The sequence below is a fragment of the Streptomyces sp. NPDC057623 genome, from assembly GCF_042800355.1.
Taxonomy (GTDB): domain Bacteria; phylum Actinomycetota; class Actinomycetes; order Streptomycetales; family Streptomycetaceae; genus Streptomyces.
The window spans coordinates 6,450-26,312 of the sequence record NZ_JBHVGZ010000081.1; the positions used below are offsets into that span (position 1 = coordinate 6,450).

14 protein-coding genes are annotated in these 19,863 nt (G+C 69.8%); 2 read left to right on the forward strand and 12 right to left on the reverse strand.

Going from position 1 to position 19,863, the window contains the following annotated elements:
* Nucleotides 1–70: 70 nt before the first annotated feature.
* Nucleotides 71–319: a hypothetical protein gene (locus ACFU95_RS43620; protein WP_383840876.1), complete on the reverse strand. Its 249-nt coding sequence runs from the start codon at nucleotides 317–319 to the stop codon at nucleotides 71–73.
* A gap of 271 nt (nucleotides 320–590) precedes the next feature.
* Here ACFU95_RS43620 and ACFU95_RS43625 point away from each other — a divergent pair, with 271 nt between their 5' ends.
* A complete protein-coding gene (locus ACFU95_RS43625) occupies nucleotides 591–1,871 on the forward strand; it encodes a phospholipase D-like domain-containing protein (protein ID WP_383840879.1) in 1,281 nt (426 codons plus the stop codon).
* A 182-nt stretch (nucleotides 1,872–2,053) separates the two neighbouring features.
* Nucleotides 2,054–4,099, forward strand: a complete 2,046-nt coding sequence (locus ACFU95_RS43630; RefSeq protein ID WP_383840882.1) for a hypothetical protein — start codon at nucleotides 2,054–2,056, stop codon at nucleotides 4,097–4,099.
* On the opposite strand, the gene ACFU95_RS43635 is transcribed toward ACFU95_RS43630, so the two are convergent.
* From ACFU95_RS43635 to rplU, 11 genes are all read right to left on the reverse strand, one after another.
* Nucleotides 4,068–5,294, reverse strand: coding sequence for a glycosyltransferase family 2 protein (locus tag ACFU95_RS43635; RefSeq protein ID WP_383840885.1), 1,227 nt, complete (start codon nucleotides 5,292–5,294; stop codon nucleotides 4,068–4,070). The genes ACFU95_RS43630 and ACFU95_RS43635 overlap by 32 nt on opposite strands.
* Before the next feature lie 253 nt (nucleotides 5,295–5,547).
* Nucleotides 5,548–7,641: a hypothetical protein gene (locus ACFU95_RS43640; protein ID WP_383840934.1), complete on the reverse strand. Its 2,094-nt coding sequence runs from the start codon at nucleotides 7,639–7,641 to the stop codon at nucleotides 5,548–5,550.
* A gap of 147 nt (nucleotides 7,642–7,788) precedes the next feature.
* On the reverse strand, nucleotides 7,789–9,288 hold the full coding sequence (locus tag ACFU95_RS43645) for an SDR family NAD(P)-dependent oxidoreductase (RefSeq protein WP_383840888.1): 1,500 nt from the start codon (nucleotides 9,286–9,288) through the stop codon (nucleotides 7,789–7,791).
* A gap of 181 nt (nucleotides 9,289–9,469) precedes the next feature.
* The gene (locus tag ACFU95_RS43650; protein WP_383840891.1) at nucleotides 9,470–10,678 is read right to left on the reverse strand and encodes a hypothetical protein; all 1,209 of its coding nucleotides are present in this window, start codon (nucleotides 10,676–10,678) and stop codon (nucleotides 9,470–9,472) included.
* A 101-nt stretch (nucleotides 10,679–10,779) separates the two neighbouring features.
* A complete protein-coding gene (locus ACFU95_RS43655) occupies nucleotides 10,780–12,339 on the reverse strand; it encodes an alkaline phosphatase D family protein (RefSeq protein WP_383840894.1) in 1,560 nt (519 codons plus the stop codon).
* A 167-nt stretch (nucleotides 12,340–12,506) separates the two neighbouring features.
* Nucleotides 12,507–13,988, reverse strand: coding sequence for a VCBS repeat-containing protein (locus tag ACFU95_RS43660; RefSeq protein WP_383840897.1), 1,482 nt, complete (start codon nucleotides 13,986–13,988; stop codon nucleotides 12,507–12,509).
* A gap of 69 nt (nucleotides 13,989–14,057) precedes the next feature.
* Nucleotides 14,058–15,602: a VCBS repeat-containing protein gene (locus tag ACFU95_RS43665; protein ID WP_383840900.1), complete on the reverse strand. Its 1,545-nt coding sequence runs from the start codon at nucleotides 15,600–15,602 to the stop codon at nucleotides 14,058–14,060.
* 121 nt (nucleotides 15,603–15,723) lie between these two features.
* Nucleotides 15,724–17,211, reverse strand: coding sequence for a VCBS repeat-containing protein (locus tag ACFU95_RS43670; RefSeq protein WP_383840903.1), 1,488 nt, complete (start codon nucleotides 17,209–17,211; stop codon nucleotides 15,724–15,726).
* A 153-nt stretch (nucleotides 17,212–17,364) separates the two neighbouring features.
* Nucleotides 17,365–18,810 carry a GTPase ObgE gene (gene obgE, locus ACFU95_RS43675; RefSeq protein WP_383840905.1) on the reverse strand — a complete coding sequence of 482 codons (1,446 nt, stop codon included), beginning with the start codon at nucleotides 18,808–18,810 and terminating at the stop codon, nucleotides 17,365–17,367.
* 152 nt (nucleotides 18,811–18,962) lie between these two features.
* Entirely contained in the window at nucleotides 18,963–19,217 is a 255-nt protein-coding gene (gene rpmA / locus ACFU95_RS43680; protein WP_007381992.1) for a 50S ribosomal protein L27, read from the reverse strand.
* Between the two features lie 14 nt (nucleotides 19,218–19,231).
* Nucleotides 19,232–19,552 carry a 50S ribosomal protein L21 gene (rplU, locus tag ACFU95_RS43685; RefSeq protein WP_007381993.1) on the reverse strand — a complete coding sequence of 107 codons (321 nt, stop codon included), beginning with the start codon at nucleotides 19,550–19,552 and terminating at the stop codon, nucleotides 19,232–19,234.
* Nucleotides 19,553–19,863 lie beyond the last annotated feature (311 nt).

A 19,863-nucleotide genomic window follows, 5' to 3' on the forward strand; every position in this document is an offset into this window, starting at 1 on the left:
CCCGCCTGGGTCGGGGGGCGGCAAGGAAACGGACAATTCCTTTGGCCGCACGAATGAAGACGGCCGAGGATTAGGCACCGGGGGTTTTCCCCTCTTTGGGCGCGGAGTCCGCGGCCGGTACATCGACGGTGGCCTTGCCGGCACTGGGCCAGACCACCTTCGGCGTCTTCGCCGTTCCCTTCTCGACCTGCTGCGGCACGGCCTGGCCGATCGGTCTGGCCGGTACGTCCGGCCGCTTGCCCGACGGCAGTGCCAACGCCGCCGTCGGCGCGAAGGACACCGCGACCAGCAAGGCGGCCAGCAGCGTCTTCACGAGCACCAGCGAGAGTCTTCGACGGCCAGGCTTCACTCCACCCACCCCCACTTTCAATCATGGACATGCCACGAAGGAGATGCGCACAGGAGGCTGCGTTCGATGAACTCCCCCACCCTCTGCGAGCGACGGGAGTCTAACCACGAGTGAACAGAGCCGACTAGATCAACAAATGGGACGTATTGGAAACTTAAACGATCGGTTCTGTTCATACATGCACCCACTCTGGCAACATCCGCACCGCAGGGATCAGTTCGAACTCTTGCCAGGGGGCCCGATGCGTCTCGCATCCCGTCATGGATCCAGCCGTCCCGCAGCCGCACTCATCGCACTCACACTGACCGCGGGGCTCCAACTCGGCCTGGCGGACAGCGCCTCCGCCACCGTCACCGCGGGCCCGGTCTTCAACAAACCGACCGGCACGGTCGCCGATCAGCAGACGATACGCACACAACTGCTGGACTACATAGGCCAGTCACCGGCCGGTTCGTCCATCAAGGCGTCGGTCTACCACTTCTGGGACACCGGGGTGGCCGAGGCGCTCGTGGACGCGCACACCCGAGGCGTCGACGTCCAGCTGATGCTGGACGAGAGCGATGTCAGCGACAATCCCGGCGATTCCACGTACGGCATCCTGACGGCGGCGCTCGGCACGGACACCACCGAGAACTCGTTCGTCGGCCTGTGCCCGGTGAACAAGTCGTGTCTGGGCGACCCCTCCCTGGGCGCGTCGATCAACCACAACAAGTTCTGGCTGTTCTCGCAGCTCGACGGCGCGTACGACGTCGTCGTGCAAACGTCCTCGAACATGACGCCGTCCAGCTACAGCCGGTTCTGGAACGACGCCTTCGTCCTGACCAACAACGTCACCATGTACACCGCGTACAGCAACTACTTCAACAAGCTGCTGGGCAAGGACTGGGACAGCTGGCAGTACAGCTACACCACCAGCAGTCCGTACAAGGTGTACTTCTTCCCGCGGCCGGCGAGCGACCCGTCGCCGGGGGACACCGTCACCGGCGTCCTCGACAACGTGACGTGTACCTACACCGAGAACAGCACCACCAAGCACACCAAGGTGCGGGTGGCGATGTTCAAGCTCACACGGCTCGCGGTGGCCCAGAAGCTGGTCGAACTCCAGAAGGCGGGCTGCGCGGTCGACATCGTCTACGCGCAGACCGACAGCGGCTCCTCCAGCGGCACCTGGGAGACCCTGCACGCCTCCGGCGGTCCGACCCTGCGCTGCTACAACTGGGACGACGACAGCGACCCGGACACCGCCTCGCGCATCGTCCACTCCAAGTACCTGTTGATCGAGGGCAAGTACGACGGCTCCGTCGGCCAGAAGGTCCTGTGGACCGGCAGCCACAACTACACCGGCCCCGCCCTCACAAAGAACGACGAGACACTCCTGAAGATCGACAGCGACACCGCCCACGACGCGTACGTCACCAACTTCACCGCCGTGAAGGCGGCGGCGGTCCCCGGAACGGCCGACACCACGAACGCCTGCAAGGGAATCACGAGCACTCCCGAGGACACGGTGCCGACGACGTGAACCGCGAGACGCCCGCCCCGTAGGGCCTGTCTGCCATGCGCCGCGGGGCAGGCGGGAATTGTCAGACAGGCCCTAGCACCCGGCTGTCACTCCAAACCGTCCGGACACTCGCGTGTCGTCCGGAGGTCGGTGCGCGTTAACCCGGACGCACGACGTCCCGCGCCGACCTTGGAGTGACCGCGTTGCCCGCACCCCTGCCCCGCATCCCGGCGAGAGCGCTCGTCACGGCTCTCCTGGCCGCCGCCTTCTGCGCCCAGGCCGTGGCGGCGCTGCGCCCGCACGTCCCGCTGCTGCTCGGCGCGACGGTCGTGTCCCTGGCCGTCGAGGGCGTGCTGTTCCGCTGGCATCGCGGCATGCTGTCGGTGTTCGCCAAGTCGCACGCGGACATCACCGTGCGGCACGTGCTGCGGGACCTGCTGCTCGTCGTGGCCCTGCTGCGGCTCGGTGAGCAGCACCGGGAGACGCTGTACACCCCGCTGATCGCGGGCCTCCTCGCCTTCTACGGCCTGCACTGTCTGATCCAGGCGGTCTCGGTGCTGGTCCGCCGCACCCGCACGCTGCCGGTGGTCACCCGCAACATCGACGCCTCCGCGCTGCGGCTGTCCGCCGCCCCGCCGGTCCTGCTGCGCCGCCCCGGCCACCGTCTGCTGGTCTTCGGTCTCCCGGCCACCGCGGGCCTGCTGACCACGGCGGCCACCGACGACCCCCGCTGCGCGGCCCTCGGTATCGCACTGTCCCTGGGGCTGGCCCTGCTGGGCCTGTACGACCTTGTCGTACGGCTGCTGCCGAGCCGTCGCCCGGTGAGCGAGCGGGAGGCGCTGGACTGGCTCGACGCCTGGCTGGCGGAGTACCGGCCGACGGCCGGGCTCTACTTCTCCGGCGGCGCCTCCTCGGCCTACCAGGCGAACATGTGGCTGGAGCCGCTCGCGAAGCTGGACGGCCGGCCGCTGATCGTCCTGCGCGAGCGGTTCATGGTGCAGAAGATCGCGCCGACCGACGTACCGATCCTCTGCCTGCCGAAGGTCTCCACCCTGATGCGTCTGGAGGAGTCCTCGCTGCAGGTCCTGATCCACCCCTCGAACTCCGGCAAGACCTCCCAGGTCCTGCGCATCCCCACGCTCAAGCACACCTTCGTCAACCACGGGGAGAGCGACAAGCTGTCGTCCTGCAACCCGTACGCGAAGGCCTACGACGAGGTGTGGGTGGCCGGCCCGGCGGCGCGTGAGCGGTACGCGTTCGCCGAGGTCGGTGTCGAGGACAAGGACGTGGTGGAGATCGGCCGCCCGCAGTTGGACGGCGTCCTGCCGTACGAGGGCGCGCCCACCGGAGCGTGTACGACGGTCCTGTACGCGCCGACCTGGGAGGGCTGGGACGGCAACCCCGGCAACACCTCGGTGGTGGAGGCCGGCGAGAACCTCGTGCGCGCGCTGCTCGCGGACCCGGCCGTACGCCTGCTGTACAAGCCGCATCCGCTGACGGGGTCGGTGGATCCGCGGGCCGGGGCGGCCGATCTTCGGATTCGCGAGCTGATCAGGGCGGCGAACCGGGAGCGGACCGGGGAGCGGCCCGGCAACACCGGTGAACTCGCCGTTCTGACCTCGGAGTTGGACCGGCTGACCGCGATCGCCGGGCGGGCGAACGCCGATCAGGTCGAGCGGATGCTGTCGCAGTCAGCGCCGGAGCCGGGGCGGGCCGAGGCGGTGGCGCGGGCCACGGCGGCCTGGGAGGAGGCGTACTGGGCGTCGCTGCCCGAGTGGGAGCACCAGATCGTCATCGACGTACGGCCCACGCTGTACGCCTGCTACAACCAGGCGGACCTGCTGATCAGCGATGTGTCGAGCGTGATCAGCGACTTCCTGGCGAGCGGGAAGCCGTATGCCGTGGCGAACACCAGCGGCCTCGCGGAGGACGTGTTCCGCAAGGCGTTCCCGACCGTGCGCGCGGCGACCGTGCTGGCGCCGGACGCGACCGGCGTGCCGGAACTGCTGGACGCCGTACGGCATCCCGAGAAGGACGAACTGGTTCAGGCCCGGGCGGAGTTGAAGCGTCACCTGCTGGGTCCGGACGAGCCGACGTCACAGGTGCGCTTCAACGAGGCGGTGCAGTCGCTGTGTTCGGCGGCCCTGGAGCACCGCGCCAGGATGGCCGAGCGACTGGCCGCGGAGACTCCCGAGATCCCGGATCAGCGCCGGTCCTTCACGCCGCAGCGGCCCGCCCACCCGGCCTAGCCCCGCCCGAGGTCCTCAGCACCCGGCGCGCCTTGCGCACCGCACGCCGCAGGAAGGAGTCCGCGCCGCCCTCCCGGTATCCGGGGAAGGCGCGGGCCTCGCGTGGTTCGGCGAGGTACACGGAGTCGGGGATCCCCGCGGCGGCGTCCCGGAAGTGCGGGTAGGCGAGGTAGACCCGGCGGCCCTTCTTCTCCAGGAGGGCCGCTGCCTGCTTCTTGGACTTGACGAACTCCACGACGGGCAGCAGGAGATCGGCGCGCTGGGCGGCGACCAGGTGCAGCCGCAGCCGCTCGTCGACCTTGAGGCGGCGGGCGATGTCCGGGGTCCAGTGGGCGTCCATGAGGGGCCTCGCCAGTTCCAGCTTGTGCTGCCTGACCTTCTCGCTGTCCTTGGCGTACTTGGGCCCGAACTGCGGCAGCAGGGTGATGAGGAACGGGCGCACCATGAGCAGGTCGCGCCGGTCGCCGGCGGGTACGAGCTCGGCTATCAGGTTCATCAGGGCGCGCGCGGAGTCGAAGCGCAGGGTGTAACCGCCGCTCTTCGTCACGTGCTTGCCGTCGTCGCGGCCCACCAGGTAGTAGCAGGTGTAGTCGGCGACCACGGAGACGCCGTCGGCCCGCAGGTAGGCCTCCATCGTGAACAGCGCGTCCTCGCCGGTCCACAGGGACTCGTCGAAGCGCATGTTGTGCCGGGTGAGCAGGTCGCGACGGAACAGCTTCTGCGCGCTCAGCGTGAACTTGATGTTGGAGGAGAAGACGTCGGTCCGGTCCAGCGTCTTGCCCCACATGGACTTGGGCGCGGTGCGGTTGACGCCCTCGACCCGGCCGAGCACGACATCGGTGCCGTTCCTGTCGGCCATCGCGACCATGCGCTCCAGGGCCTCGGGGCCCAGCCGGTCGTCGGCGTCCAGGAAGAACACGTAGCGTCCGGCCGCCTTGCCCAGACCGACATTGCGCGGGCCGCTCGGGCCGCCGGAGTTCTCCTGCCGGATCACGGTCACCGGCATCGCCACCCGGGCCGCGAACTCCTCCAGGCACTCCCCCGTCCCGTCCGTCGAACCGTCGTCGACGGCGATGACCTCGATGCGCTCATGGTCGATGGTCTGTGACTCGACGGACGCGAGACACTCGACCAGATACGGCATCGCTTCGTACGCCCCGATGATCACCGTCACATCAGGCTGCGTAGCGGTCACGTTTCCCCCTCGTTAATGGGATATCTCCCCCGTATCGCCTCATTCGCTACCTGGTAGACGGGTGAGGGATGCAACCGGTTGCCTGATGCCGGTATTTTCGTGACTCAGGTCACAACATCAACTGACATGGGGTCACGTTAATCGGGCAACGTAAGAGGCCCACCAGAAACGGCGCGGTCCCCGAGGATTCGCTCCTCGGGGACCGCGCCGTCAGTGTGCGCCGGCCAGGCGGTGGCCTCGTAGACCTTGCAGGTCAGGCCGTCACATCGTCCCCTGCCGCCGCCAGCCGCTGCGCGGGCACGGTCGCCGGCTCGGCCTCGGCGGCACCGGCCGCCACCCGTGACTCCTGGCCGACGTTGCGCGCCTCGGCCTTGATCGCGAGGTTCGCCACGGCGGTGTTGAACTGGTCGATGGACGTCGGCTCGTCCGGACCGAGCAGATACCGCTTGAGGTCCCCCCGGTCCTCGGCCAGCGGGTCCGCGGCCGGGTCCCGTACGGCGCCGAGCAACTCGCCCAGCTCGGCCGCGCTGTTGGACAGGATCGTCGCGGCGCGCACCGCGGTGTTCTGCCGCTTGAACTCCTCGACGCCCAGCTCCGCGGAGTCCGTCACGGCGTACGGCTTGCCGCTGGCGATGAAGTCGGAGACCACGCTGGAGATGTCGGAGACCATCGCGTCGGAGACGTTGAAGCAGTCGTAGAGACGCGGCTCGGCGCCCGTGATGACGCGGTGCTCGTGTTCGCCGAAGGAGCGCCAGTACGCGGCGTTCCACTCGGCGCGCAGCCGGGCGGCCTCCTCGTGCCGGGCGACGTCGACCAGGCCGTCGCGGGTGGCCTCGGCCTCGTCGCCGCCCTTGCCGTTGCCCTTGCCGGACAGCTCGGCGAGGCGGGCCTCGATCCGGGCCAGCTCGGCCTTGGCGGCGGCCTGCGCGGCGGCGTCGGTCGTGAAGCGCGGGTCGGTGGCGCGCGCGGCGGCGGACTGCTCGACCAGGGCGGTGATCCGGCGGTGCGCGGCGCCGGCCTCCTTGCTGACGGTGCCGGTGAAGGGGTGCGGCTTGTACAGGACGCGGACCGGCGGGTCGGCCGTCACCAGCTTCTGCACGATGTTCTCGCCGGCGAGCACGATGGAGGTGTTGCCGGGGTTGCCGTCCCAGCCCTCCCAGGTGGGCGCGTACAGCACGGTCGGGCAGCGGTCGTCGGCGGCTCCGCCGCGGGACCCCTGCGGCGCGCCCTGCCAGGTCTGGATCGGCGCCAGCTGCGGGCGGCCGACCTCGACGATGTCGTCGTCGCGGACGCCGACGTCGGCTATGGCATAGCGGTCGCGGCCCGCGCGGCCGGCCGTCCACACCTCGTCGTAGACCTTGCTGTACGGGTTGACGCTGGCCAGCTTGTCGCTGTCGCCGTGGCCGATGAAGACGTGCCTCATGGTGGGGACGCGCAGCAGGTGGATGTTCTTGCCGACGTTCGCCGCGTACAGGGCGACGCGCACGTTGGACAGGTCCAGGTTCATCAGGTGCACGCCACCGGGCACGCAGATGACGGGGACCGTGGTGGGCGCCAGGTTGTTCAGGATGGCCCGCTCGCGCAGGATGATCAGCGGCTTGGAGTCCAGCTGCTCCATGGTCTCCAGCCACATGTTGACCTGGTAGACGGAGTCCTTGGAGCCGGAGAAGTACAGCACCGTCTCGGGGCGGTACTCGGCCAGCCAGTCGTCGACGGCGGCCAGGACCCGCTCCGCGTTCGGCGGGGTCTTCGCGCCGCGGACGTACGGGACGAGCGTCAGCACGTACAGGCAGCCCACGCCCACCGTGATCCCGATGCCGACGAAGCCGGCCACGGCCGACTCCAGGGACGCCGAGACGAGGATGCCGGCGACGGCCGCGAGGTCGAGGTGCAGCATCTTCTCCGCGGAGCGGTGCAGCAGCCGGCGCGGCGGGGCGTCCGGGATGCGGATGCGCGAGGCGAGGTCGATGTTGCGGGTGGCGACCGGCATACGGCGGCGGTTGCGGATCAGGGTGACCAGCGCGCCGTGCGGGGCCTGAAGGCCGTAGAAGGCTATGAAGCAGGCGATCGCACCGTAGTAGATCAGGTCGTCCGCGAAGCCGAGCCGGGCCAGCAGCAGGATCAGCAGCAGTTGTCTGATCAGGAACCGGATCGACAGACCTGCCCGCACCTTGCTCAGGCGGTTGACCAGATAGCTGCTCTTGCGGTGCAGATAGTGGTCCGCCAGGTACGTCACGGCGGCCGCGGCCGCGAAGGCGGGGACGCTCGGGACGAGCGCGGCCAGCATGAGTGCGGGGAAGCCCAGCATCATGAAGGCCGCCGCGGCCAGCTCGGCCGCGCTGCCCACCCGGGCGACGCGAATAGCGGTGGATATCACGGAGAACCTGCTCAGGGAGAGGGGCCGGTCTGAAGGGGGAAGGACTCAGGCCCCTGTGAATTCTTCGTGAACGAAGAATCGCAGAGGCCTGAATTCCATAAGGCTATTAACTGATGATTATGCCACGCCGTCCTGGCGGTCGAGGACACTGGCCAGCGCCTGCTCGAAACCGGACGCCTTCCCGGCGGGCGCCGTCGGGTCCTGCTGGCGGACGTCGATCACATGGCCGGTCAGCTCGGAGAGCAGCACGTCGAGCGACGTACGGGCGACGGCCTCGGAGGAGAGCAGGCTGCCCGCGGGCTCCTGGCCGAAGGCCTTGGTGCGCATCGGGGTGGCGGTGCGCTCCGGGTTGATGCAGTTGACGCGGATGCCGTCGCCGGCCCATTCGTCGGACAGGGCCTGGGTGAGGTTCACCATGGCGGCCTTGGTCGAGGAGTACAGGCTGTACTCGGCGCGGCCGCGGGTGTAGCTGCTGGAGGTGTACAGCAGCAACTGGCCCTTGGTCTCGGACAGGTACTTGTACGAGGAGCGCGCGATCTGCACCGGGGCGAGGTAGTTGACCTTCAGCGCCTCCTCGATGGTGGCGTTGTCGGTCTCGGCGAGCTTGCCTATACGCAGCACACCGGCGGTGTTCACGACGTAGTCGATGCGCCCGGTCTCGGCGTACGCCTTGGACAGCGCGTCGTCGACCTCCTCCGGGTTCTCCACGTGGGTGCCGGTGGTGGAGCGGCCGAGCGCGTACACCGTGGCGCCGTAGGACTCGGCGAGTTCGGCGATGTCCTTGCCGATGCCGTACGAGCCGCCGAAGACGACGAAGGTCTTGCCGGTGAGCAGCTGGCGGTAAGCCTCCTCGCTCACCTGCTCCGGAGCGGCGGTGGAGGCCAGCTGGAAGAGCTTGTCGGCGATGAAGACGTCGACGGGCTGGGTGACCTTCATGTTGTACTCGTCACCCGCGACGACGTGGATCGGCACGTCCGGCAGGTACTTGAGCACGACGGAGCAGTCGTCCGTGGCCTGGAAGTTGGGGTCACCGGCGGCGACCTCGTAGGCCCGCTTGATCGTGGACAGCTTGAACGCCTGCGGCGTCTGGCCGCGGCGCAGCCGGGAACGGTCCGGGATCTCGGTGATGAACTCGCCGTCGTCGCCGTGCGTGCGGGTCACGATGATGGTGTCCGCGGACGGGATGGCGACGTCGACGGCCTGGAAGCGCTCCAGTGCCACGACACAGTCGTCGATCACGCGCTGTGACAGCAGCGGGCGCACGGCGTCGTGGAAGAGGACGTTGCGGTCCTCGCCCTCGGCCAGGCCCTCGCCCAGGGCGTCGATGGCGCGCTCGGTCGTCTCGTTCCGGGTCGAGCCGCCCTCGATGATCTTCTTGACCTTCGTGAACCCGGCCTTGGCGACGATCTTCTCGATGTCCGGCACGTAACCGGGCGCCATCAGCACGATGACGTCGTCGATCGAGTCGGCGTTCTCGAAGGTGGTCAACGTGTGCTCGATGACTGCCTTGCCGGCGATCTTCAGCAGCTGCTTGGGGATCGACAGACCCACCCGCTGACCGGTGCCACCGGCCAGGATCACTGCGGTGGTACGGGGCTTGGCTATGTGCTGGGACACAGGTGACCTACCTTGTGGCGACTGGGAACTTGGAAATGGTCCCACTTGGGGTTACCGCAGTGCAAGGTGAGCGCCCCCGGCTGCATATGTGCGCGCAACCTGTCATTCACCTTGTACGCATGGTCATTGTCGAGAGCCTCTCCGAAGGTGCGCGGTAATTGCTGTGAGTAACGGCACAGGTTCAGCGAAGCCGCAGCCGCTTGAGGCAGCGATGGCCGAGCACCCGCACGAGTTCCTTCGACGAGGTCTGGTGAACCGTACGCGACTTGGCGGCCGCGGTGTGCCGCACGGGCGCCGCGGCCGCCGCGGCCAGGGCCCCGTACAGCGCCTGGGCCGCGCACTCGGGGGCGATGCGCGGCTCGGGGGCGGTCGAGGTCGCGGGCTTCTGCACGGCGGCCAGTTGCACGGCGGACAAAAGGTGCATGTCGCCGATAACTCGCACACCCATCCCCTCGATGCGCTCCGCTGCCTCCGCACCGATCCCGGCGGCAGCTTCCACGGCCCACTGCGGAGTGGAGATCTTCACGTCGCCGGGACCAGGGGTGCACGTGTTCTTCATATGCATCACCGCGCCGTTCCGGACGAGCTGTGAATAGAGCTCCGCCGGCAGTTCATTGGCGCGGAATTCCTTATTAAGATTCCGCAGCATTTCGGTCTCGGCGAGGGTGAGCGAGCGATTCGCCGCGTCCGGAACGAATCCCAGAAGACGCGCGGGCAGTCCGAGCAGCGCCTCGAAGGTCCGCATCAGGCCCTCCCGGTCGCGGTCGTCGACCACGACGACGGTGACCCGCTCCGGGCCGACCACCCGGGCCCAGCGCTCGACCAGCCGGTCGTGCCGGTGCCGGTGCCAGAAGCTGGGGTTGGGCTTGTCGTACGGCGGCTTCCTGAGCAGGTGCTCCAGCCAGTCCTCGTAGCCCATGCGCAGACCGTTCTGTACGTACTGCTGCCACTGCGAGGGCATGATCCGCGCCAGTGGACGCAGCGTGACCAGGACGTGCACACGGTCACCGCCGAGCTGCTCGACGATCCGCCCGGCCACCTCGTCGTCGGAGGCGTCGGCGAAGAACTCGCTGCTGATCACGGAGGTGCGCCGGCCCGTGGCGCGCACCTGCTCGACCAGCCGCTCCCAGTGCCGCTCGGTCGGCGCGGTGTCGCCCAGCATGCCGGTGCGGGCGCAGGCGGCCAGGACCGCTTCCATGGGGTGCCGGGTGGGTGCGGGCCACGCGACGCCGTGCCGGGCCATCTCGTCCCTCGCCGCGAACAGTGCGCCCTGGATCGCGGTGGTGCCCGTTTTGTGCGGGCCGATGTGCAGCAGCCGGGTCCCGGTGGGCAGCGGGGTGATCACACTGCCGTGGGCCCGGGGTTCATCTCTCGTACAGTCCGTCTCCATGGTCAGAGGACGGTAAGAGGACTTCCTGAGACTGCCCTGAGAGTGACCTGGGACACGGATGAGTCCCAGGTCCCCACCAGCGGTGACCGGAGCCGCGAGCGCTACACGACCTCGACCCCCGGGCGTCCCGCCTCGACCCGCAGGTTCGCCAGCGTGCTCGGCGTGGCCGTCTGCTGACGCACCGTGTCCACGATCCTGACCTGGGCGTCGATGCCGTCGCGGCGGATGTCGAAGAGGTGGTAGCCGCGGTGGGCGTCGAGCAGCTTCCAGTGCGGGTTGTCCGGCAGGCGCGGGTCCCACTCCTTGTGGAAGGCGGCCTGGTCCTGGTCACCGTTGCTGGAGATGGACGTACCGACGAACTCCGCGCCCACGACGCCCGAGTCCGGGTCGGCGTAGTCCTCCTTGAGATCGCTGATCATCGTCAGGTGGCGGTCGCCGGTGAACACGACCGGGTTGCGGACCTTCTTCAGCTCCCGCATCAGGGCGTTGCGTTCGACCTGGTAGCCGTCCCAGGCGTCGTAGTACCAGAGCTTGCCCTCGCCGACCTGGAGGTCGGTCTCGGCCATCATGATCTGCGAGCCGATCATGTTCCAGCGGGCCGGCGAGTGACGCAGCCCGTCGAGCAGCCACTCCTTCTGCTCGGCGCCGAGCATGGTGAGCGAGGGGTCCTGCGCGCCTTCCTGACTCCTGGCCTGGTCGCTGCGGTACTGCCGGGTGTCCAGCACGCTGAGCCGGGCCAGGCGGCCGAACTCCAGACGGCGGTACATCTGGATGTGCGGGCCGTCGGGGATGGCGCTCGCCCGGACCGGCATGTGCTCGTAGTACGCCTGGTAGCCGGCGGTCAGCCGGGCCACGAACGCGTCGTGCGACTGCTTGTCCGGGTCCTGCGGGATCTCGCCCGCGAAGTCGTTGTCGATCTCGTGGTCGTCGAAGGTGACCACCCAGGGCGCGTTCGCGTGCATCGCGGCCAGGTCCGGGTCGGTGCGGTACTGGGCGTACCGGTTGCGGTACTGGACCAGGCTGTACGGCTCACCCGTGCCCTCGTGCCGCCGCACGCCCGTCGCCGACGGGGTCGACTCGTAGATGTAGTCGCCGACGAACAGGACGAAGTCGGGGTCCTGGTCGAGCATGTCGGCGTACGGCGTGAAATAGCCGTGCTGCCAGTTCTGGCAGGAGGCCAGCGCCATGCGCAGCCGGCCACCGGAGCTGTGCGGGTGGGGCGCGGTGCGGGTGCGGCCGGTGGGCGACAGCTGGCCGCCGACGCGGAAGCGGTACCAGTAGGTCCGCCCCGAACGCAGTCGCCGTACGTCCACGTGGACGCTGTGCCCGAGCTCCGGGCGGGCCTGGGCGACGCCGCGGCGGACCGGCTTTCTGAACCGTTCGTCCTCCGCGAGCTCCCACTCGACGGACACGACGCGGTCGGGCATGCCGCCGCCGTTCAGCGGATCCGGCGCGAGGCGCGTCCACAGCACGATGCCGTCGGGCAGCGGGTCACCGGAAGCGACGCCGAGGCTGAACACGCCGTCGGGCAACGGGGTTTCGGCGGCCCGCGCGGCGGACGGCAGCCACAGCTGAGCGGAAGCCGCCGCGCCGAGCACCGCGGCTCCCGCGGTCAGAAAGCGGCGTCGGTCGGGCGATACGGATCCGGAAACACCGGTCATCAACGAACTCCCCTGCCTCGCTGGCCTGTTGAACACTTCGGATGCTCACGCCCGTGGGCGGCCTTGCTGCTGAACTGCGAGCTTCGCGTGCATGACAAATAGGGAGACAACAGAAGACCCGTTGCGGCACGGGAACGTGCCCTTGCCACAACGGGTCCGGCGGTCGATCAGGAGTTGAACCCGGAGCCGAGCCTCGCGTTCGCCGCGACCGTGCCGAGAGTTCCGGCCCCGAAGGTGAACGAGCCGGTCGGGGTGGTCCCGGCCGACGTGGCGTTGAACACCCACACCGAGCCGGCGTTCGCGTTCTCCCCCGGTGCGCCGACGACGAGTTCGGCGCGGCCGTCGCCGTTGCCGTCGACGAGGTGGGTGGTGCGGCCGAAGGCGTCCTTGGCCTCCGCCGCGCCCGGCACGCCTGCGGTGTCCTGGTTGACCCCCGTGGCGCCGGTGCCGGTCAGACCGCTGGCGCCGCCGCGCAGGACGATGGTGCCGCCGGCGTCGCTCAGCCCGTCGAAGTCCTCGCCGGGCACGCCCGTGGAGACATCGGCGTAGCCGTCCCCGTTGACGTCGGCGACCGATATGTCGGAGCCGAAGCCGTCCCCCGGCTCCGCGGCGCCCGGGACTCCGGCGCTGTCCTGGTTGACGTACATCGCCTTGCTCACCACGGGGCCGTCGGCGCCGCCGGGGACGAGACCGACCCGGCCGCCCTTGGGGAGCGGGGTGTCGAGGTCGCTGTCGTAGCCGTCGACGGAGCGGCCCGCGACGATGTCGTCGTAGCCGTCGCCGTTCACGTCACCGAGGTCGAGGGACTCGCCCTGCACCCAGAAGCCCCGGCTGTCCTCCAGCACGATCTCCTGCGCGAGACCGTCCGGCGTGCCCCGCCAGTACGTGATGCGGCGATGGTCGTACTCGTCGCCGTCGTTCATGGCGCCTACGACGTCGTCGATGCCGTCCCCGTTCACGTCACCGGTGGCCAGGTCCAGGAAGCGGGGGTCGGAGTCGTCCTGGACGATCTGCTCCCCGCCGCTCGCGGAACCGTCGCGCCCGAAGGGCCCCTTGATGACCCGCAGCTTGACGAGGCCCTCCACGAGCACCAGGTCCGTCGCCCCGTCCCCGTTGACGTCCCCGACGGTCAGCTCGTCCTTGGCGCTGAGCCGGTCGTAGGTGTTGTGCCCGTACGCCAGCGCCGCCCCGCCCGACAGCCCGTTCGCGCCGCCCCAGACCACCTGCACGAGCCCGGTCTCGGCACCGCCCTCGACGGAGTCCTCGCCGGTGACGCCGACGATCAGGTCCGCGTACCCGTCCTGGTCGAGGTCGGCGCTGCTCACCGCGCTGCCGAACAGGTCGTCCGTCTCCGCGGAGTCGGTGACGCCGGTGGTGTTCTGGCTGAGGACCTGCTTGGAGGCGGTCTTCAGCCCGCCCGCCGACCCGTACAGCACGGCGACGTACCCGGCCCGTGCCTTCCCGTCGACGGTGGCCTCCGGCGCCGCGACCGCGAGGTCGGCGTAGCCGTCGCCGTTGAAGTCGTCCCGGAGCTTCGCCGTGGCCGACGGAGTGTCCCCGGCCGCGTGGGCGGCGGGCAGCGCTGCCGCGCCCGTCACCGCCAGGACGACGGCGAGTCCCGCGCGCCAGGTTCCTCTGCGCCTGTTCATGGTCTGTCTCCTTCGTTTCGTGGGGGGATGTTCGTACGCGGTGGTCTGCGTACGAGGTCGAGGTCGCCGTCAGTCCGCCAGCGAGGCCCCGAACCTGGCTCCGGTCGCGGGCAGGCCCATGGTGGCCGAGCCGAACGAGAACGAGCCGCCGGCCGTGATGCCTCCGGAGGTGGCGGAAAGGACCCAAACGGAACCCTTGTTGGCGTTCTCCGCCGGGTCGCCGACGACCAGCCCGGACTTCTTGTCGCCGTCGGCGTCGACGAGGGCTGTCTCGGCGCCGAAACGGTCGCCCTTCTCGGCGGTCCCGGGCACCCCGCTGGTGTTCTGGGTGAACGCCTTGACGCCGGAGGCGGTCAGGCGGTTCGCGCCGCCGCGCAGCACGAGGACGGCGCCGGCGTCGGTGATGCCCCCGAGGTCCTCGCCGGGCAGCCCGGTCGCCACGTCGAGATAGCCGTCGCCGTTGGTGTCGCCGATGGAGAGGCCGGTTCCCATGCCGTCGCCGCGCTCTCCCGTGCCCGGCACACCCGCCGTGTCCTGGTTGATCCACACCGGCTCGCGGGTGGTGGACACGCCGGCGGGGCCTCCGTGGACGACGGCCAACGCGCCGCCCCTGGTGGGGAGTTCGACGTCGCTGTCGTAGCTGTCGGCGGAGTGGCCGACGACGATGTCGCCGTAACCGTCCTTGTCGAGATCCCCGATCTCGACGTCCTCGCCGCCGACCACGCGTCCCTGGGCGTCCTTGAGCAGACCCTTGTAGGTGAAGCCGTCGGCCCCGCCCAGGAGCAGTTCGACCCCGCGCGAGTCGGATTCGTCGACGAAGGTGGACCGCACGGCGAGGTCGGCGATGCCGTCACCGTTGACGTCACCGGAGGTGAGCCCCTGGTAGTTGTGGTGTCCCTCGGGATTGACGCGGAAGTAGCTCTTTCGTGCGGGCCCGCCGTCGTGCTCGAACGGCCCGTGCAACACCGTGCCGTCCCCGTTGTCCGTCTCGGGGGTCTCGCCCATCCAGTCGTCGTTGCTCAGGGTCACCAGGTCCGGGTGCATGTCGCCGTCCACGTCCCCGACCGTGAACTGGCCCGTCCACCCTCCGGCACGGGACCCGAGCGGGGCCCAGGCAAGCCTGGTCGCGGTGGTCGAAAGCCCCTTGGGGCCGCCCCAGTTGACCTGGATCGCATAGCCGTCCTCAAGGTCCATCACATAGGCCTTGAGGGACGAGAGGAGATCGGCGTATCCGTCCCCGTCGAGGTCCGCACCATGCAGGTGCCCGCCGTACAGGCCCTCCCACCCCTCCGGGTCCGGGACGCCCGGGCCCTTGAGCACCTGCTTGCGGGAGGTCGACAGGCCGCTCGCGGAGCCGTACAGCACGCTCACCGACCCGGCACTGGCCTGGGTGTTCACGGTGGTGCCCGGCGCGCCGACCGCCAGGTCGGCATACCCGTCCCCGTTGAAGTCGTCGTGCAGCCGCTTCGGGCTCGGCGTGGTGGCCGTGGCCTCGGTGGTGGCGGCGTTGACGGCGGGAACCGTGAGCGCGCCCGCGACGAGCACGACGCCGGTGGCGAGGACGAGCCGTCTGCGGCGGGAGACAGCGGTGCGGCGGTGAGAACGCGAAGCCATGTGCTTCCTGTCGGACGTGATGGGAGAGGGCGTGGCGGGCGCGTGGCGTGCGGGGGCGTGGCGTGAGCGAAGACGCCGGTCAGCGGGCGAAACGCGCCCCGGCCCCGGACGCGGCGGGAGGTCAGCGCGGGAACTCGGCGCCCAGCCGGGCACCGTCCGGGTTCGTGCCGAGCGTGCCGGCGCCGAACACGAGCGATCCCGTGGTGGTGGTGCCGGAGGCGGTGGAGCGGAACGCCCACACCGAGCCGGCGTCCGTGTTCTCGCCGGGAGCGCCCACGACGAGATCCGCCCGGCCGTCGCCGTCCCCGTCGAGCAGGGTGACGGCCTCGCTGAAGTAGTCGCGGTGCTCGGCAGCGCCGGGGACGCCCGCCGTGTTCTGGCTGAACACCTTCGAACCGGCGCCGGTCGGGCCGGACGCGCCGCCCGGGATCACGGCGACCGTGCCCGCGTCGTCCACTCTGGCGAAGTCCTCGTAGGGGTTGCCGGCCACGATGTCGGCGTAGCCGTCGCCGTTCACGTCGCCCACCGCGACGGACGCGCCGAAGAGGTCACCCGCCTCGTCCGCGCCCGGTACGCCGGGAGTGTCCTGGTGGATCATGCGCGGATCGCCGGCCGGCAGTCCCTGCGCGGTGCCCAGGACGACACCCACCCGGGAGCCGTACTGGCTCGGGTCGCTCGGCTCCTCGTCGCTGAGGCCCGAGCGGGGGCGGCCGAACACGAGGTCGTCTCGGCCGTCGCCGTTCACGTCCCCGAGTTCGACGTCCTCGCCGCCCTCGATCTTGTGGCCCTGACCGTCCCGCAGCACGGTGAGCGGTTCGAAGCCGTCCCGGGTGGCGTGGAGGTAGTTGAGGGCGTGGCCCGAACTCTGGCCGCCCGGCTCCCAGTCGGCCGCCATGGTCAGCGAGACGAGATCGGTGAGGCCGTCACCGTCGACGTCCCCGGCCGCCATGTCCAGCACCGAGTCGTCGCGTTCGTACACGGCGAGAGCCTCGGTGCGGGCGGGCAGGCCCTCCCGGGTGAAGGGGCCGAACCATACGCCTCCGGGCAGGGCCAGGTCGGTGTGGCCGTCGCCGTCGAAGTCGCCCGGGACGCTGTAGTGGGTGGAGAAGGCGCGCTCCGGTTGCAGGAGCGTTCCGCCGGACAGGCCGGCGGCGGAGCCCCACAGCACGGTCTGGCTGCCCGTGCGTGCCTGGCCGTCCCACGTCCAGTCCTCGCCGGTCGCGGGCACCGCCAGGTCGGTGTAGCCGTCGCCGTCCAGGTCAGCCGCGACAAGCCGGTCGCCGAAGCGGTCGTCCGCCTCGGGGCTGCCGGGAATTCCCGGCGCGGCCTGCGTGATGACCTTCCTGCTCGCGAGATCCAGCCCGTGCGCCGAGCCGTAGACGAGGGCGACGTAGCCGGCCGCCTTCTTCCCGCCGACCGTGGCGGACGGGGAACTCGTGGCGAGATCCTCGTACCCGTCGCCGTTGAAGTCCTGCCGCACACCCGCGGCCGCGGCCGACCGCGGCTGCTCCTGCGCCTGCGCCACGGGGAGCGCGCCGCAGACGGCGGAGAGCAGGGCGAGCGCGACCACGACGGTACGCCGCGTTCTGTGCGAGGCAGGCAAGGGCACGTCTACTCCGGTTGTCGCAAGGGCGGTTGACAGCGGACGAGGATCAAGATCCTCATCCGCACCGCCCAGTACGACTCACCGAAACGACCGTTGGTTGCCCTGCCGTACGCCCCGAATTTCCCGGCCGTTAACGCACTTCAGCCGAGGCCACTCCTAGAACGGCTCGAAGTCGTCGAACTCCTGCGCCGCCTCGTCCCGCTCGGCCTGCTTGTCGCGCCGCCGCTGCGCCGCGGGCCGCGGCGCCTCGAACCGGTGGTCCTCACCGCGGCGGCCCAGCATCTCCGCCCCGGCCATCGCGGTCGGCTCCCAGTCGAAGACGACGGCGTTCTCCTCGGGGCCGATGGCGACGCCGTCGCCGCTGCGGGCCCCCGCCTTCATCAACTCCTCTTCCACACCGAGGCGGTTGAGCCGGTCCGCGAGATACCCCACGGCCTCGTCGTTGTTGAAGTCGGTCTGGCGCACCCAGCGTTCGGGCTTCTCGCCGCGCACGCGGAACAGCGGCTCGCCGTCGGCCTCCTCCTGCGTCACGGTGAAGCCCGCGTCGTCGACGGCCTTCGGCCGGATCACGATCCGCGTCGCCTCTTCCGTCGGCTTCGCGGCCCGCGCCTTGCCGACCAGCTCGGCCAGCGCGAACGACAGCTCCTTCAGCCCGATGTGCGCGACCGCGGACACCTCGAAGACCCGGTAGCCACGGGCCTCCAGATCCGGCCGCACCATCTCGGCGAGGTCCTTGCCGTCCGGTACGTCGATCTTGTTCAGGACCACGATCCGCGGCCGGTTGTCGAGGCCGCCGTACTCCCGCAGCTCCGCCTCGATGATGTCCAGGTCGGAGATGGGGTCCCGGTCGGACTCCAGCGTCGCGGTGTCCAGGACGTGCACGAGGACGCTGCAGCGCTCGACGTGCCGCAGGAACTCCAGGCCCAGGCCCTTGCCCTGGCTGGCACCCGGGATGAGCCCCGGGACGTCGGCGATGGTGTAGACGGTCGAGCCGGCGGTCACCACACCGAGGTTCGGCACGAGCGTCGTGAAGGGGTAGTCCGCGATCTTCGGCTTGGCGGCGCTCAGCACCGAGATCAGCGAGGACTTTCCGGCGCTCGGGTATCCGACCAGCGCGACATCGGCGACCGTCTTCAGCTCCAGGACGATGTCCTGGAGGTCCCCCGGCTCACCGAGCAGCGCGAAACCGGGCGCCTTGCGCCGCGCCGACGCCAGCGCCGCGTTCCCGAGCCCGCCCCGGCCGCCCTGCGCGGCGACGTAGGACGTGCCGTGCCCGACCAGGTCGGCGAGGACGTTGCCCGCCCTGTCCAGCACGACCGTGCCGTCCGGCACCGGCAGGATCAGGTCCTGGCCGTCCTTGCCGGAGCGGTTGCCGCCCTCGCCGGGCTTGCCGTTGGTGGCCTTGCGGTGCGGGGAGTGGTGGTAGTCGAGCAGCGTGGTGATCGACTGGTCGACGGTGAGGATCACGTCCCCGCCGCGCCCGCCGTTGCCGCCGTCGGGCCCGCCCAGCGGCTTGAACTTCTCACGGTGAACGGAGGCACAGCCGTGGCCTCCGTTACCCGCGGCGACATGCAGTTCGACGCGGTCCACGAAGGTGGTCATGGTGGGGTGCCTCCAGCACTTGGTGTTCGTACGGCCTCGTCGGCCGCGTAGGTCCTGCCTACTGCTCTAACACGCGAAAGGCGGACCCGCCTTCCCACCTGGGAAGTGAGGTCCGCCTCGCGAAAGTTCGGTCGAAGCCTTGAGTCAGGGACTCAGGCGACCGGAACGATGTTCACGACCTTGCGGCCGCGGTGGGTACCGAACTCCACCGCACCGGCGTTCAGCGCGAACAGCGTGTCGTCGCCGCCACGGCCGACGCCCGCACCGGGGTGGAAGTGGGTGCCGCGCTGGCGGACCAGGATCTCACCCGCGTTGACGACCTGACCGCCGAAGCGCTTCACGCCGAGCCGCTGGGCATTCGAGTCGCGACCGTTCCGGGTGGACGATGCGCCCTTCTTGTGTGCCATTTCTCCTCAGTCCCTTACTTCGCAGCCGCGGGGATCTCAGTGACCTTGATCGCCGTGTACTGCTGGCGGTGGCCCTGACGACGGCGGTAGCCGGTCTTGTTCTTGTAGCGAAGGATGTCGATCTTGACGCCCTTGTGGTGGTCCACGACCTCGGCCTGGACCTTGATGCCGGCCAGCACCCACGGGTCGCTGGTCACAGCGTCGCCGTCGACAACGAGCAGGGTCGAGAGCTCGACCGTGTCGCCAACCTTGGCAGTGGAAATCTTGTCAACCTCAACGATGTCGCCGACAGCAACCTTGTGCTGGCGACCACCGCTGCGCACGATGGCGTACACGCGGATCTCACTCTCTCGCTCGGAAACGGCACCCCCGCAGTCCAGCCACCCGGCACGCGGACAGCCTCTCCAGGGCACCCAGTGCTCCGGAGGAAGAGGTTTACGGGGATGTGGCGCGCCTATATCCACGGACACGCCGACGGTCAAGGTTACGGGGCTGTGGCCGAGGGGGTCAAACCGGGTCGGGCCCCAACGGAGTGGGGGGGGGGGGCGGGGACGGGCGCCCCCCCCCTCCCCCCCCCCTTCCTCCCCCCCCCTTCTTCGCGCTGCCCCCTCCTTTTCCTCCCCCCCCCTCGCTTTCTCCCTCTCCC

Coding starts and splice junctions, on each gene's coding strand:
- ACFU95_RS43650 (WP_383840891.1), bottom strand. CDS start 10,678: ATGGAGACGGACTGTACGAGAGATGAACCCCGGGCCCACGGCAGTGTG.
- ACFU95_RS43655 (WP_383840894.1), bottom strand. CDS start 12,339: ATGACCGGTGTTTCCGGATCCGTATCGCCCGACCGACGCCGCTTTCTG.
- ACFU95_RS43660 (WP_383840897.1), bottom strand. CDS start 13,988: ATGAACAGGCGCAGAGGAACCTGGCGCGCGGGACTCGCCGTCGTCCTG.
- obgE (WP_383840905.1), bottom strand. CDS start 18,810: ATGACCACCTTCGTGGACCGCGTCGAACTGCATGTCGCCGCGGGTAAC.
- ACFU95_RS43625 (WP_383840879.1), top strand. CDS start 591: ATGCGTCTCGCATCCCGTCATGGATCCAGCCGTCCCGCAGCCGCACTC.
- ACFU95_RS43665 (WP_383840900.1), bottom strand. CDS start 15,602: ATGGCTTCGCGTTCTCACCGCCGCACCGCTGTCTCCCGCCGCAGACGG.
- rpmA (WP_007381992.1), bottom strand. CDS start 19,217: ATGGCACACAAGAAGGGCGCATCGTCCACCCGGAACGGTCGCGACTCG.